1 protein-coding gene is annotated in these 16,512 nt (G+C 64.0%); it reads right to left on the bottom strand.

Translation table 11 applies throughout. From position 1 onward, the window contains the following. Positions 1 to 16,466: leukotoxin LktA family filamentous adhesin (locus JQ600_RS23700; RefSeq protein WP_212490119.1), on the bottom strand; the 16,466-nt coding region annotated here is incomplete at its 3' end. Positions 16,467 to 16,512: the final 46 nt, after the last annotated feature.

Here is a 16,512-nt window from a genome sequence, read left to right as displayed (position 1 = left end):
GTCGTGCCGGTGATGGTTGTCGCGGCCGTCAGCGAGGCCGAGCCGTTGGCTGCGACCGAACCCGGCGTCGTGACGCCACCGGCAACCACCGTCTCCGCCAGGATGAAGCCGTTGTCGGCGTTGATGTTGATGTTTCCGACGTCGCCGGTGATGCCGGTGGTGGCCAGCTGGTTGAACGTGATGTTCTGGCTGGCATGCACGGTCTGGCCGCCGCCGCTCTGCGCGGTCTTGAGCGTGATGCTGCCGGCCGTTGACGTCACGCCCAGCGTGGTGCCCGCGGTCAGCGTGGTCCAGTCGATCAGGCCGGCGGCCTGGAGCGAGGCCGAACCGGTCGTCGCCGCCAGCGTGGTGCCGGTGATGGTTGTCGCGGCCGTCAGCGAGGCCGAGCCATTGGCTGCGAGCGAACCCGGTGTCGTGACGCCGCCGTTAACGACCGTCTGCGCCAGGACGAAACCGTGATCGGCGTTGACGGTGATATCGCCGGGATCGCTGCCGACACCCGTCGCACTGAGCTGGTTGAAGGTCACGTTGCCGTCGGCATGAAGCGTCTGGCTGCCGCTGCTGGCGGCTGACCCGACGACGATGTTGCTGCCGCTGGTGGTTGCCCGCGCGGTGAAGGTGCCGTTGGCGCCGGTCGCCGTGCCGGCCAGAACGCTGTTGAGCGTCAGGCTGCCACTGCCCTGCACGTCCACGCTGCCCTTGACGGCCGACAGCAGGCTCGCCTCGAGGTCAGCCAGCGCGCCGACATAGATGCCGCCATCGGTCGCCGTGGCGGCCAGGTATGGCGCGTTCAGGGTGATCCGCTGCGTCGATGTCCCGATGCTGTTGGCGTTGAGCGCGACCCGTGCATTGGCGCCTGAAGCCACCAGGTTGGTTTGGCCGTCGGCATTGCTCAGGATCGCACCCGCGGAGACGCCGCCGGCCGAAACCACGATGGAAGCCGCATTGCCGGCCGCGGCAAAGGATGCCGACGAGTTGAGCTGGCCGAGCGTGGCATCCCCGGTGGTCGCCACGGTGATCACGCCCGCGGCGTTGATAGCGGTATAGGCGCCCATGGTGAGCGATGCCGAGGCCAGCGTCACCGCACCGTTGGTGCTCTGGGCGACGACCGGATCGGCGCTGGTGCCGGCCGTGAACGTCACCGCGCCATTGGCAAGCAGTTGCATCAACCCGTCGCTGGTGACGTCGGCATTGATATTGAGCGCGCCAACCGGCGTCCTCAGCGTCATCGCGCCGCCGGCGGAAAGCCCGCCGTAGGTTCCACTCGTACCGATATTCAGGTTGTCCGACGGGGCCAGGATCGTCATGGCGCCGGCCGAAGTGCCGGTGATCGCGCCCGATATCTTGACCTGGAGCGGCTGGGCCGTGGTGCCATTGAAGCCGACATTGCCGCCGGCGCGCACGTCCAGCGACGCGCCCGCAATATGGACTGCGGTACGGTCGGTAAACTGCGGCTGGGCGTAAATGCTGCCGGTCGCCGCGAACTGGATCGCACCAGCGGCGGTGACGTTGCCGAGGACGAGATCGCCGGTGGTCTGATTCAGATAGATGCCGCCCTGCGCCGCCACGACCTGGTCGAGCTGGTTGGTCGACGGGTTGGCGAAAGCGATCTGAAGGGCGTTCGGATTGTTCGCCGGGTTGGTTCCGGCCGCCGGCGCCTGGCCGATGTTGCCGGTTTCCGAGATCAGGGTGAGATCCCTGATGTTGCCGGAGATTACCGGCTGATTGGCAATGCCCGCGAAAATGTTGCCGACGGCATCGAGCTTGACGTCGCCGACACCCACGATCTGCACGCCGTTGGTCCGTGCCGCCGTGATCGGACCGAACGTTGCGTTGGCGATACCACCCAGCTTCAGGTCGGACTTGCTGGCCAGATAAATGTCGCTTTGCACCTTGGCGGCCACGGCGTCGATCGGATTGAGAACGACGTAGCTCTGCTGCGACACGCTCACATTATACGTGATGACACCGGTAGCCTGGTCGGTCGTCGGCGTCACCGTCAGTTGTGACGGACCGGCCGAGGCCAGCAGGGCCTTCTGCACGTCCGACAACGTCGAGGAACCCGTGCTGCTGGTGAAGGAGAAGTTCTCGGGTCTGGCCAGGTTGCCGACCGAACCGTTTGGCGCATACAGCATGACCTGCCGGCCGCTGACGTTCGCGGGCGTGAGTTCGCCGATCGGCGCCGGCGCCACAGCGGTAGCCGGATTGGCCGCGGCGCTCACGGTGTATTTGAGCTGGTCCTGCGTCCACTGCGAACCCGACGTGATCGTTGCGTAAAGCGTCGAACTGGTCGACAGCGAATAGCTGAAATTCGGGTTGTAGGCCGTGAGCGACACGGTCAGATCCGGCGCTGCCTGCAGGCTTGCATTCGAGGCAAGGTTGGCGCCGAACAGCGTCGTGAGCGAATTCGAGAGCTGGGCCGCTGTCTTGATGCCGAGCAGATACTCGGCCCTCTCGAAGCGCGTCGTCGCCTCGGTCATCATCTGGGTGGTCGAGACATCAGCAGGATCGATGCCGAGCTTGGCCGCGACCTGGGCGTTGAGCACGGTGGTGCCGAGCGACGTGAGCGCGTAAGTGCTGCCATCGGCGAAGGCCAGATTGCGCAGCTGCCAATAGTCGTTGTAGGCCGCCTTGATCATCGACTCGTAGGCGGTGACGGAGGCAGCAGCGGAGCCGCTCACCAGGTTCAAGTCCGTCCAGACACTCTGCAGGTGCGCGCTCTGCTCGGCAGTCAATCCGCCGGCCGACAGGCCGTTGAGGATGTTGGCGGTTTGCCCATCGGACGCGGCGGCCGCCAGGAAGACCGCGCCTCCGGAGGAAACCTTGCCGAGCCTGAGATCGCCGCTCGATTGCACGATATAGGTGCCGGTCGAGGACGTGCTGTCGAGAACCCCGCCGTCGACGCTGCCGTTGACCAGGGTCGTTCCGGTGGCCTTGACCACCAGCGGGTTGACGTTGGTCAGGACAGTCGCGCCGTTGCTGACGCTTGAAATCGCGCCAATTGCGCCGCCCGTCGAATTGATCTCGATCGATTTGCCGACCACGACCGGGTTGGCAAAATTGTAGGGCGAACCCGAATTGATGTCGCCGGTCGCCGACAGGAAAACGTTGCCTTGCGGTGCGCGGCCGGCGACCCCCGAATTGACCTTCACCTGATCGATCAGCAGCGATCCCTGCGCGGCGATCGCGATGTCGCGGTCAACCGTGGTTGCGTTCAGCCTGCCGCCATAGACCTGAACCGGCACCGGCGTCTTCGTTCCCGCGAGCGAGCCGATACCACCATCTGCCCTGAGCGTGACGTTGGTGCCGGAAATCAGCGGATTATTGGCGGTCGCACCGACCGTAATGGACGAATTGGCGCCCGTCGCGGTGACGGTCGTTGCGCCCTGCAGATTGTTGATCGGTCCATTGATCACGATGCTGGCGTCGGATGTCACCGCCACCGAGCTGGAACCGCCGCCGTTGAAGTGGATGCCGATGTCGTAGGAGGCCTTGACGGTGTTCGTCAACGTCAAGGTCAGGCGGTCGTAGATCTGCTGGTACCAATTGTACTGTTTGAGGCTGCCGCAGCATGCACCACTGCCGGTGTTGAAGTTGTTTGAATGGTAAGCGCCGGTCGCCGTGACGACTTCCTGGAAGTTGGCGGTCTGCAACTGTCCGGTCGCAACGCCGTTGACGACCTGCTGCACGTTCGAGACGAGGCTCGTGGTCTGTGTGTAGGGATAGGTCGGCGAGTTGGCCGAGACGCCGCTGAAGGTCCAGCCATAGTCGGCGGCAGTGCTGGTGACGGGACGCGTCAGCGTCGCGGTGTCGACCCATTGATAATATTGGTTGGCCAGCGGCTGGTAGACTACGCCCGAGGTTCCGCTGAGGCCGACCAGCATCCCGGAGTTGTAACCGCTCGCATTGACGCCTGCGGTCCGGTAGGTGCTGACCTGCTGTCCGCCCGGCGCCGCCGCATTGTAGACGTACCAGCTCGTCTGCTGCTTGAGCTGGTCGACGATCTGGATCACGCTCGCAGCGCTGACGCCGGTGTTGATCGTGTTGGTGACAAGCGTCGTTCCGGTCGTGTTGTTGACGGTAATCGTGCCGGCGCCGCCATTGACGATGATGTTGCCCTGCGCCGTGCCATTCGTGGACGTGCTGATGATCCGGCCGTTCAGGTAGACATAGCCGCCGGTGCCCTGCACCACGCTGTTCAGCACGATCTGGTCGTTCAGCACGTTGTACCGCGCGCCGACCTGCACGTCGCCGCCGTTCACCTTGGTCAGATACGGGGTCAGATCTAGATAATTGCCGTTCTGCGCATTGCTCTGGGCCTGGGCGAGCGACAGGCCCGCCAGCGTGCCGGCGCGCAGGCTGTCGATGACGTTCCTGGCGTTGGTGCCGATATTGACCGAATAGTTGCTGCTCTGTCCGCTCTGGATGGTTCCGTTGACGTTGAGCACCGACGCCGACAGGATGATCGCTTTGCCGATGGCAAACGCGTTGGGCGCTGCCGCCGTGAGGGTCGTCGCAGCGGTAATGGGCGTCACCGCCGCGGACTGGATGTTGATGACCTGGAAGAAGGCTGCGCAGCCCAAGCAATGGAACGGGCTTCCGTTGTCACCATAGACGGTCTGACCGTCATAGGTGCTCTTCTCCCAAGGCCTGGTCGAGACGATGGCAGGATTGGCTCCCTCGATCTGAGCGAGGTTTCCAGGAATGCCCTCGCCTGCCGGCAGGAAGATCGCCGAGTAAAGCGAAACGCCGTCATAGAACAGATTGAGCATGCGCGCGGTGAACACCACGCTGTTCGGTACACCAGCCGCACTGCCGCTGCCGCCGTTGCAGCAATAATGGGTATACGGTTTGTAGGTGCCGTTGCCGGCAATATAGACCTCGCCTGGAACGTATTGGCCGTACGTTCCGAGCCACGTCGCCGCCGTCATGACGGCGGTCAGCGTGTCAGTGGGCCTGAACTGGACGCCCGCCCACTGCGACGACACGACGCCATTGGTGTTGTAGATGCTGCCGACCCCGCCATTGAACGTGAAGGTGCCGTTCGGGACCACCACCTGGATCGTCGCCGCGTTGTAGGTCTTCGATGCGACCACGTTGCCGAGCGCGTTGGAGATGTTGAGCAGGCCGTTGAGGTTGGTGACCTCACCGTTGAAGTAGATGTCGGGCGTCTTGGTGAGCGGGATCCCGTTCAGATCTACGCCGAGGCCGGTGTTCGGGTCCTTGCGGTTATAGCTCGCGTTTACGGTGACGACCGGCGTCGAGCCAGTCAGATCCTGCTGGAAGGTGATGCCGGGCGACGTGGTGTCGGTCGCTGCACCCGTAAAGAGATTGTGGCCACCGGTGACGCCGGTCACCGTCATCCTCGACACCGACATGAAGTTCAGGCCCTGGTTCTCGATGTTGATCGAGACGGAGTCGCGGGACGAGACACGCGGTGCGGCCTTGCCGGCCACCTGCGTGCCGCTCATCGTATCGGCCAGGATCGAGACGTTGCCGCCCGAGACCATGATATCGCCGAGCGCGATCGACGCGCCGGCGACGTTGGCGGCGAACGGCGCCTGCTGGATCAGCGTGTTGACCTGGCGCTGGATATCTCCGGTCGGATCATTGGCGGCGGCGATCGTGATGGTGGGATTGGCACCCGACAACACCGTCTGCACATCCGCCGTCGACAACCCGCTCAACGTGGCGATTTGCGAGACGATGGTCTGATAGGGATTGAACCCGTTGACGACTGCGTACTGGATGGTCTGGTGATTGTACTTCTTGACCGTGCTGAAATTGTTGGGATCGGAGACCAGTTCGAGGGTCAGCGCGTACGGGCTGGTCGTCGTTAGCGTCGGCGCGTTGGCGCCGACCGCAATGAGGATCGATTCCTGATTGTAGATGCCGGCCACCACGACGCCGTTCTGCGAGATGTTGCCGCGAACCTGGGTAGCATCGCTGTGGTTGTCGTGGTTCTCGGTGCTGAACAGCGTCAGATATGGATTGTAATTGGTGCCCCTGCCGTTCGCCGATACGGCGCCTTTGGTCGCTGCGAGCGAGACGTTGTTCACACCAAGCACCTGGGCGCCGCCGGCGATATTCAGGTCGGTATAGCTGCGCGCCGTCGCCGTGCCGCTGTACACGGCGGTAATCGGGACCAGGGCCTGATTGTAGACCACCGTAGTCGCGTTCGCGCTCACTTGGCTGTACTTGCTGCCGTCGCCGGCCTGGCCGGCGGTGAGATTGAGCAGGCCCCAGGCCAGGAGCGTCGTATCGCCGCTGACGTTGATGGTCTGGTTCGCGGTCAGCGAGGTATTTGTGCTGGCGCCGGCGCCGGTGATCGCGCCGTAGAGGTTCGCGTTGGCGTAGTTGTACGCGATCAGGGAGGACGCGGTGCCGATGAAGAGATTGCCGGCACTGAAGATCTCGGTCGCGTCGATGTTGACCGTGGCGTAGGCATTCGCCGTCATGTTGGACCGGGCGCCGCCGCCGGCAAACAGGCCGCCCGCAGTCAGGCTTACACTGTCGACGGTACGAAGCGAGTTGTAGGCCTCGATGTTGACCTTGGCCGTTGAGGTCAACGGATCGTCGTTCAAGCTGAGGATCGTGCCGCTGCCGATATTCGTGGTGGCCTTCTGGGTGACGTGGGCGTCACTCACCGTCGCGGCGCCCGCGGCCACGCCGCCCGATCCTGCCCGCGCTCCGCCGCCGACCTGATTGACGATGTCGTTGGAGATGACAAGCATGTCGCCACCGGCGGAATGGATGATCAGGTTCGTCCCGACCCCGGCCGTCGTGGTCGAGGTGATATTGTTGGTCGCGTTGCCGCCGCTGGCGCCGGCAAAGGACGCCTGGAAGGCGTCGCCATTGCCGGCATAATTGGTCTGGTGCTGGGCCTGGATGTTCAATCCGCCGAGGTAAAGCGTATTGGACGTCGCGTTGCCGTAAAGGTTCGCGCTCGTCGTCGCGGTGTTGTTGATCAACGCGACCGCCGCGGCGCCGGCGATGGTGCCGCCCGAGCCGGCCGTCGCGCTGGACGCAAGGCTATCGGTGCCGACCGCGGTGATCTGCAGGATCCCGATATGGTTCGCGGTGGTGATCGCCCCTGCCCCGAGATAGGCATCCGTGGTGGCGTTGGATGTGACCTTGCTGATGGTCGCGCCCGCGGCGATATAGCCGGCCGCGATACCCGTCGCGGTCGCGTACTGGTTGCTGTCGTTTTGGGCGGCGATGATGAAGTCGCCGTCCGGCAGGGTAATCCCCGTCCCGCCATAGGCGCTGACCGTCGAGTTTTCCCTGGTCTCGGCGTAGCTGCCCTGGACGCCGATCAGCGATCCACCGCCGCCCGCGATCGCACGGGCGTAGATGCCGTTGCCGCTGCTCGGCGCCAGCGCCATGGCGGTGACGGAAACGTCGCCTCCGGTGAAAGTGGTACTGTTGCCGACGCGGGAGGTGACGTTGAGCGACGAACTCGCCAGCGCCACGGAGACACCGATCGCGCCGCCGCCGACTGCGACACCCAGCGAAGTCGCCGAGACGTCCGGCGTCGCCGAAGCCGATACCAGGGTGCCCAGGCCGGTTGCGGAGGTGGTGATCGCGGCACTATTGCCGATCTCCGCCAGCACCGTGGAGTCTTCCTTCGCGGTCGCGGCCGCGCCGGTGCCGGAGACGATACCGCCGGCAACCGCCGTCGCCGACGCCGACAATTCGCCGGCTTGGGACGCCGTGACGGCAACCGTCGAACTGCTGACGCTGGCGTTATCCAGGATCTTGGCGGCGACCGAACTGGATTTTGCGGTGGTGGCGATCGTAACGCCGACGGCCGCGATGCCGCCGCTACCGCCGCCGGCCGTTGCCGCCTGGGTGGAGGTGTCGCGCGCGCTCACCTGGACGCCGTTTCCGCCCGTTCCCGTCACCGTGCCGCCGAGCTGCGCCGTCACGGTATTGCTGACATTGCCGACCGCCACGGCCGCCTGGGCGCCGAAATACAGCGACAGGCCGCCGGCAATGGATTCTGTGTCCACGGTCTTGCCCGCATACGGCCCGGTGGTGGCATCCTTCACGACAGCTGCGACGCTGACGGTGGGGGCCGAGACGATGGCGCTCAGATTGGCCAGAACGCTGCTGTTGACGGTGGTGTATCCGATACCGGCGCCGACGCCGACATTCTTGCCGAAACCGGCGCCGAGCAGGAATTGCTGCGCGGCGTTGGCGCTGGTGGCGCTGACGTTGACCTGGGTGCCGGTGACGTTGCCGCCCGCGATCTGTGCCGTGACGCTGTCATTGCCACCGGTCAGCACGGTGCTGACGTCATATGTCGAAGTGGCGTTGGCGCCGCTCGGATTGCCGGCCGTACCGCTCGCGACCGCGCCGCTGCCCTGGCTGGAATTGGTTCCAGCATTGGCGGCGGTGATGGTGCCGCCGAACTGTCCGGTCTGGTCGCCCTGCGTGTCGGCATCCGCCGTGTTGGTGCCGATCAGGATGACGCCAATCGCCGCGCCGATGCCGACCGAACTGCCGGCGCCCACGGTCACGGCATAGGACTGCACTTCCTTGATGCTCTGGGCATTGACGTTGATCGCCCCGGACGAGTTCAAATTGCTGTTGCGGGTCTCCGCGGTGGTCTGGCTCTTGAACACCAGCACGTTGGCGGCGGCGCCGACGCCTACCCCCCCGGTAGCAACCGACAGCGCGCCTGCGATCTCCCGGATGTAGACTTCCTCGTTTGCGTTCACGGTGACCGCGCCCGCGGCGGTGCCGGTCGGCGACGTCAGCGTGGTGTCGTAGATGCCAGCAATAGTGACGTTGTTGGCGATCTCGATGTTGGCCATGCCAGCGACAGCCCCGCCGCCGGTTGAGATCGCGCCGCCGACTGAAAACGCCTGGAAATCGTTGATCGTTCTTGCGTCGACATCGAGTGCACCGCTCAATTGCAAGGCCGTGGTATGGGCCGCGCTGTTACCTCGATAGTGGAATTCGTCGCCGACGTAAGCCAGGGTTTTGTTCGAACTGACCTGGACCAGGAAGGCGGCGCCGATCGCCACGTTGCTTCCATAGGCGCCGGAGCCGTTGGCGGACGCGATACCGGTGCTGTTCTTGGCCTTGACGGACAGCGACGAGGCCGTCAGGGAGCCGCCATCGACATAGGCTTGCGTGGTGGCATTGAAGACGTTGAGCCCGACCGAACCGCTGTTGAAGCCGACCGCGACGGATGACGCATGCTGCTCGGCATTGGCCTTGACCGTGACCGCACCGACCGTCGGGGAGATCACGCCGCCCACGTTGACGGTGCCGCCGACTTCGGCGTTGGTGATATAGGCGAACGTTTCGCGCGACATCGTCGTGCTGATGATGGTCGCGCCGCCGCCCGCGGTGCCGGTTGGCGCCACGATGCCGAGGCCGAACGTGCCGGAGTACGAAATGCTGCTGGCGGCGACGTTGATCTGCGGCGCCAGGGTGGAACTGGTCAGCCGCGTGTCGATGCTGGCGCTGTCGATATAGGCACTGGTCGTGCCCGACATGACGTTGATGATCGGGTTGATCATGATCGAAACGCCGGTGCTCGCGGCAAGGCTGGCAACGTTGGCGACGACCGCCTGATGCGAGCTGGCGTTGACCGAAAGGCCTCTCACCGATTCACGCGTTTCGCTCAGGTCGGGCGTGTCGTCGGTCGGCGCGCTGAACGCACCGAGGTCGAGCGCGTGCGCGAGTGTGCCGGTATTGACCGAGAACGGAACCACGGTCTGCGAACTGTTGCCGCGCGCATCGACCTTGGTGGCCGATCCGCTGATATAGGCTGACGTGTTGCCGGTGATCTTGTTGGTGACGAGCGAACCCGCGCCGCCGGCAGCCCCCTTGGAGATGGCAAAGGCACCTGCGAAGACCGCGGCATTGTCGGTGTTGTTCGCTTGCACGGCGATGCTGCCGTCGGCGATGACGTCGGCGCCGCCGGTGATGCTGGCGGTGACGTTCGTGCCCATCAGATTGGTGGCGACCGATCCGGCGAGACCGACCTGCGATGAGATGGCGACACCCACCGCAACCGTCGAAATCGTGGCGTCCGACTTGGTCGAAACGCCGACATTGCCGTTCGAAACCACCTTGGAGCCGGTTATCCCGGCGCTCAAATTGTTCGAGATGTCGCTGTAGACGAGCGCAAGGCCCGCAGCACTTCCTTGCGTCGATGCGCCGGCCACCGCCGCAGTCCCGGTGATTTTCGAGGTGTCGTTCGCGGTAACAAAGAGACCTTTCTCGGCCGTAACCGTCGAATTCGTGGTGTTCGACTGCGCGTTGCCGATCGAGGCCGTCACGGTATTCTGGATCGAGTTGATCGACAATCCGCCGACGCCTGAGAACTGGCCGGTGGAAAGGCCGAAGCCGATCGCAACGGACTGGATCTCCGAGGAGTCGCTCGCGGTCACCGAGACGGTACCGTTGGTCGAAGTCAGCAAGACACCTGCGATGTAGGCCGAATGTGTCGTCGCGATATGGTCGTACACCATCGATGCGCCGACATTGTTCTTGCCTGCCTGGATAATGCCCGCGACCGCAATGATAGCGGCACCCGGTGCCGTTGGACTGCCTGCCGTTCCGCCGTTCAGCGCCTGGTAGCTGAAATCGACGCAGTTTTGCTGTCCGCCGGTGGTCGAGCAATTGTCGGACGCGAGCTGGTTGGCGTTCGAGGCTTTGACGAGATTGGACAGCGCGGTGTCGAGCGATGCAATGGCGACGCTATCGGCGGTCACAATGACGTTGCCGGTGACCGTGATGTTAACGGTGGCACTGCTGCGGATATAGGCCATCGTCGACGTCGTAATGTCGGTGACGACGATGGCACCGGCAGCACCATTGCCCCCGGCCCCGCCGGATGCCGCGCCTGCGGCGATCACGCTGGCGTTGTCTCCAAGCACCGTAAGCGTGTCGTAATTGTTGATCGACGTCCCGCGAATATGCGCATCGACCGCCGTCCCACCGGTCGGATCGCCGATGGAGGCATAGGTAAATCCGGCGCCGACCCCGCCCTGGCCGCCGGCCACATAAAGCGAGCCGCCGCCGATCGCGATGTTGCTGGTCTGATAGGCGTCGACCTCGACCGCGCGAGACGTGCCGCTGGAGACGCCGTTGAGGGTCGAATTCTGGATGTAGGCGTTGACGCTGTCGGTGATGATGCCGACCGACAGCGCGATCGCAACCGAATTGGCCCGGGATGCGGCGATGCCGATGGCGACGACTGTTTCCGATCCGCCGTTCAGTGCCTGAACCGACACCGCCGCATGATTGTTGATGGTCGTGTTGTCGATATAGGCCACCGTGGCGTTGTTCGACATGGCGACCGCAATGGCGCCCGCGACCGCAACACTTCCCGATGCCGCGGACCCTGCGAGGTTGGCCGCAGCGGAGCCCGAACCGTTGTTGAGGACCGTGTCGTTGAGCGCCTGGACCAGCGTGCTCGCCGCTGTGCTCGACCCCGTGAAGCGGTTGATGGTCACACCGGTGACCGATGCTTTCGTTCCCAGCGAGACGTCGCTGATCGACGAACTGCCCGCGATGTCGATGGAGAAGCCATCGCTTGACGCGCCCGAGGACTGGCTGATCCTGGCCATTGCGATCCCGACACCATCGGCTCCGCCTGTCGCGGCGGCACCGACGGCTCCGGCCTTGTTGGCAAAGTCCGAGACCGACGGCTCGGAGATCGCCGCAGCGATCGAAGCCGCTGTCATACGTCCGGAAGTCGTCGCGCTGACTGCCAGATGGTCCACGGCAATCGTGCCGTTGCCTCCGCCGGTACCCGAGAACGGATCGTTGGCGCTAAAGGGACCCGGCGTGATGTCGCTCTGATTTTCTCCGATATAGGCGGCCGTATCGGTGTTCGCTCCGAGATAGGCGACGGCGATACCGACCGCGGACGCGCCGCCGAGGGAGACCGCACCGGCGATCGACAGCATCGACAGATCCTGCGCCGCATGGACGTTGACAGTCGGAGAAGACACGTGGGCGCCGATGCCGATCGATGCATGCGTCTTGTTGCTGACCAGCGCGATCGACGTGATTCCGTTCAGCGACAGAGCGCCCGCAGCCTTGCCGGATGTCGGCGCCACACCGAAGAACAGGTCGGTTGTGACCGCATCGATGGAAATGTTATCGGCGGAGCTTAGCGAAGCCCCGGAGGCAACACCGGCGATGGTGTTGCTGGAGAACTGAACGAGGTTGAGTGCGCCGCCCAGCGAGGAGCCACCGGAGGTATTGCCCGGGAGAAAGCCCAGCGTGCCGACATTCCCGGCGGCATTGATCGAACTCGTTGACGTGTTTGCCGCGATGGCCAGGGTCGCGTTGAAGTCCTGCGTGCCGCTCCAGGTCGACGCCGACCACGCGCCGTTGCCGCAGGTCGCGATGCTGCAGGTGGCGTTCAGGCTCGCTCCGGTCGCGACCCACGCGGTCGTGTTGTTGTTGACCATGAAATTGTTCAGCGAACCGGCAATGCCAACCGTATCGCCGGCATCCGAGGTCGCATTGGCGTAGCTGGTCAGGATATTGCCGCCGACGCCGAGATTGCCGTTGAGATGGCTGATCACCTCACCGAGTCCGGCCCATTGCAACCAGGTGTTGGTGATCGGTAAATAGGTGTTCGCAGTGACGCCGATGTTCGGCGCGTTGATCAGCGTACCGCCACCGATATAGGCGTTGGAATTGTGGTTGAAGGTGCCCCATGCGACGGCCGCGCTGATCGCGACGCCCTCGCCGGCCGACACATCGGACGTAATCGCACTGGCGGTCGCATTGCTGCGGACGCCGACGTCGATGACATTGCTGACAACAGCGACATTGCCGTTGGTGTAAATGCTGGGTGCGCCGCCGCTCGGGTTTTGCTTGATCGCGGCCGTCGCATTCTGCGTGCTGTTCGCAAGCGACATCGCCCCCGCAGCCTTGAAGTTGAAGCTCGCCGAGACCAGCGGGCCCATCATCGCAAAGATCATGCTTTGCGGCGAGACGGTCGTAAGAATCGCTTCCTGCAGGGCGCCGACCAGGGCCGGCGTGCCGACGATGGTCGAGGCCATGGTCGAGTTGAGCTTGCCGTTGGATGTCGCCTCGACGACCACCGAACCGTTCAGCCGGTTGGCGCTGGTGCCGAGCGAGGCTCCCAACAATGCCGTAGCCGAGGTCGTGATATCGCTGATCGCCAGCGCTCCGCCGACGCCGCCGCTGGCGCTGGGCGTGCTCAATGCGACGGACGTCGCCGACGTCGAGAAACTGTTGTTGTTCAGCGCACGCACCGCGAACGTGTTGCCGCCCGCGTTGACCGTCCCGACGCTGATGTTGGCGCCGGTTGCAACGTTGGCCAGGGTCGATACGGAAACCTTGGAATAAGCGACAGTCTCCACAAACTGCGCTGAACCTGCCGAGACGGCAGACACCTTCATCGTCGCGTCGTTGGTGGCAAGGATGGACAGGTTGCTACCGGCGGAAATCGTCGCGCCGGATGCCACGTTGGTTGAAACGTTCGCGTCGATCTTGCCGACGACCACCGCCGCGCTGAACGGCATGAAGTTCACGAGCCCCGCCAGGACCGGATCCTCCGCCAGCTCTGAGCCGTTCGCGCTGATCAAAACCCGGCCGGTGCCGTTGATGTTGGCGTGGCTGTTGATGTTCACCGTTGCCGTCGCACTCGCCGCGACGTAGCCGCCATTGAGGCCGAGCAGCGCCGGCGCAACGCTTTCGCCGACGAGCGCGAACATCCCCAGGATTGAGCTTGTGAAACTCGATACGGCGGTCGAGGTCGCGTTGATCGTAATATGGCCGCCCGTGATCTGACCGTCGATCGTAATTCCCGTCACCGCGGTCGCCTGGCCCGACAACCTATTGTCGCTCGCACTCGCGTTGAGCGTGACAGCACCACTGGTGAAGGTGGAGCCGCCGAAATTGACAGCTTGGGCAAGGATCTTCGATCCCTGGGCCATCGTGATCGTCGGCGCGCTCAACGTAACGTTCCGCGAATTGGCCTGCGAATTCTGCGAGGCGTTCAGCGAGCGTGAATCGATGACCGCGGTCGCGTTCAGGGTGATCGAATTGTTCGCCGAAATCTCGAATGCGCTGGTTCCGGAAAGCGCCAGCATCAACGAGGCGATCTGGGTGTTGTTCACGAACCCGGCGCTCCCGGCACTGGGGTCGGCCGAGCTGCCGATGATGACGTTGTCCTGGTCGAAGGCAAACGCGGCGGCGCCCGCGGTGATCTGCGCGCCCGACGTAACGTTGAGCGTCCGGGCCTGCAGCGCGACCTTCATCGTGCTGCCGGCGTTGATCACCGCATCGGTGTTCAGATTCAATGTGTTGGCCTGAGCCGACAGCAACAACGTTCCGGAACCGTTTACCGCCGCGATGTATCTGGCGACCATCAGGTTCGACAGCAGGCCGCCCTGGCCGTTGTTGGCGGCGACGTTGCCGCCTGTCAGCGAGCTGCCGCCAACGGTGAGCGCGCTTTGGGCGAAGAAGAAACCGACAGTGCCCGCGCTGATGCTCGCCCCGGTGTTTACGCTGATCGATGGGCCGTTGAAATTGACGTACCGCGACGGATCGGCGGCAATGACGGCCGTCGATCCCACGGTTATCGAGGCCTGATCGGTACTGAAGGCGAGGTAGCCACCTCTAACGGTACCGGATACGTCAATACCTGAACCGGCGCCGAAGGCATTCATGATGACCCGGCCGGAAGTAAAGCTGGTAGCGTTGGTGCCCGTGGTATTCACCGCCTGCGCAAGGACCTGGCCGCCGCTGTCGATGTTGATTGTCGGTGCGGTGAATACGATGTTGTCCACCGAGTTGGCATTCGAAACGGCGCCGGCCATGCGGCGGCCGTCGACAACGCCGGTGGAATCGACCGTGATCCGCGACGACGCGCTGAGCGAAAGAGTGGCGCCGCTGCCGACAGCGCCGGCGTAGCGAGCGATCGTGGCATTCGACACAAAGCCGGCCGCGGCGGTATTGGCGCTGGTGCTGCCACTGCCGACGATCATGTCGGCGGTACTGGAGAGAACCACCCGCGACGCAGTAATCTGCAGTGCAGTGTTGGTCAAAACCTGAGCGCCGCCAGTGCTGGCAGCATTGATGTTGACCTGGCCGCCAGAGGTAGTCGAAGTCAGAGCAACGGTATCGCCCCTGACATAGCTGCCCGCCAGCAGGTTCAGCGTCGGCGCATTCAGCGTCACATTGACGGTGGTACCGCCGTCGACGACGCCGTTTCCATTGATCGTGATCGAGTTGCTCGCCAGAAGCGTGAACGTGCCGGTGCCGTTGAGCGCAGAGATCGCGGCCGCGACCGTGGCATTCGACATGTTGACACCGGCGACACCTTCGGTCGCGCCGACAACGATGTCCGTCGGATCGAGGATGAGCTTGCCGGCATTGCCGTTGGGTGCGGCAACATTGATTTTGACGCCATTGGCGATTTCGACAATGCCGTTGGCGCTCAGATCGACAACAGCCGCGTTACCCGTGGCGGAGCTGGCGTTGATCCGGGCGCCGCTCTTCACGGTCAGATCGCTGGTGGCCTTCAGCGTGATGTTGCCGGCGTCGCCCGTCTTGCTGGCAGTGCTCAGGCTGGCCGTCTTGCCGAGCTGGATGTTGTTTCCGGCGGTGACCGTGATCGTGCTCGGCGTGGTGGTGCGGCTGCGCGCCGTCAGCCGTCCGGAGATGGTTGCGTTGTTGACCGCCCCAATATGGATCGATCCGTTGCGGACGGTGATGGCGCTGGCGCTGCGCAGGCCCTTGGAATTGACCGAGGCCGCGAATTTGGAAGCGTGTTCCTGGTTGACCCGCTCGCGCTGGCTTCTGCCGCCGCCGACGAAGACGTTCTGGCCGGTAAGCCGGACACCGTCCGCAGCGTTGATGCGGCCGAGAATCCGGATATTGCCGTCCGGCGAGATCGGGAACGAGCCGTTCATCAGGCTGCTCACGGCGGCGTTGTTGATCTGCCCCGAGGCACCGATGATGCTGTCGGTGAATTCCTTCGACGGCGTGGAAACGTTCAGGCTGCCTACATTGACGACGCCGGTCTTGCCGACCACGAAGCCGTAGGGATCGGCGAAGTAGACGTTGCCGCCGATCTTGCCGTTTTGATAGGAGTTGAGCGTGCCGTTGACGTAAGCCGGCGCGTCCCGGACGATATTGATCAGGTTCTGGCTGCCGTTGGGCACCTGCAGGTTGACGGTGTTGCCCTGCCCCACGCCGAACTGCGAAAACGAGTTGAACGCGTTGGCGCCGGATACGGTGGTCGTAGTGATGTTGGTGACATTGCCCGACGTCTGCAGGCTCGTTCCCGTGCGACCGTCGGGAATGATCACGTTGGCCGTCTGCGCCCGAAGGCCAGTGCCGAGCAACGGCAGGATCGTCATCTGCGCAATGCAGATCAACGAGACGAAACGCAGGCGCGAGAACCTGCGCAACGTCAAACCACCCTCGCTTCTGGCTGAGAGCGGCATACGCATGTCAGCTCACCTTCGCTGGTGACAAGAGCGAGCGACCGGCGGCCAT

Source organism: Bradyrhizobium sp. AUGA SZCCT0176 (assembly GCF_018130145.1).
Lineage (GTDB): Bacteria > Pseudomonadota > Alphaproteobacteria > Rhizobiales > Xanthobacteraceae > Bradyrhizobium.
This window is presented reverse-complemented; position numbering and strand designations above follow the sequence as displayed.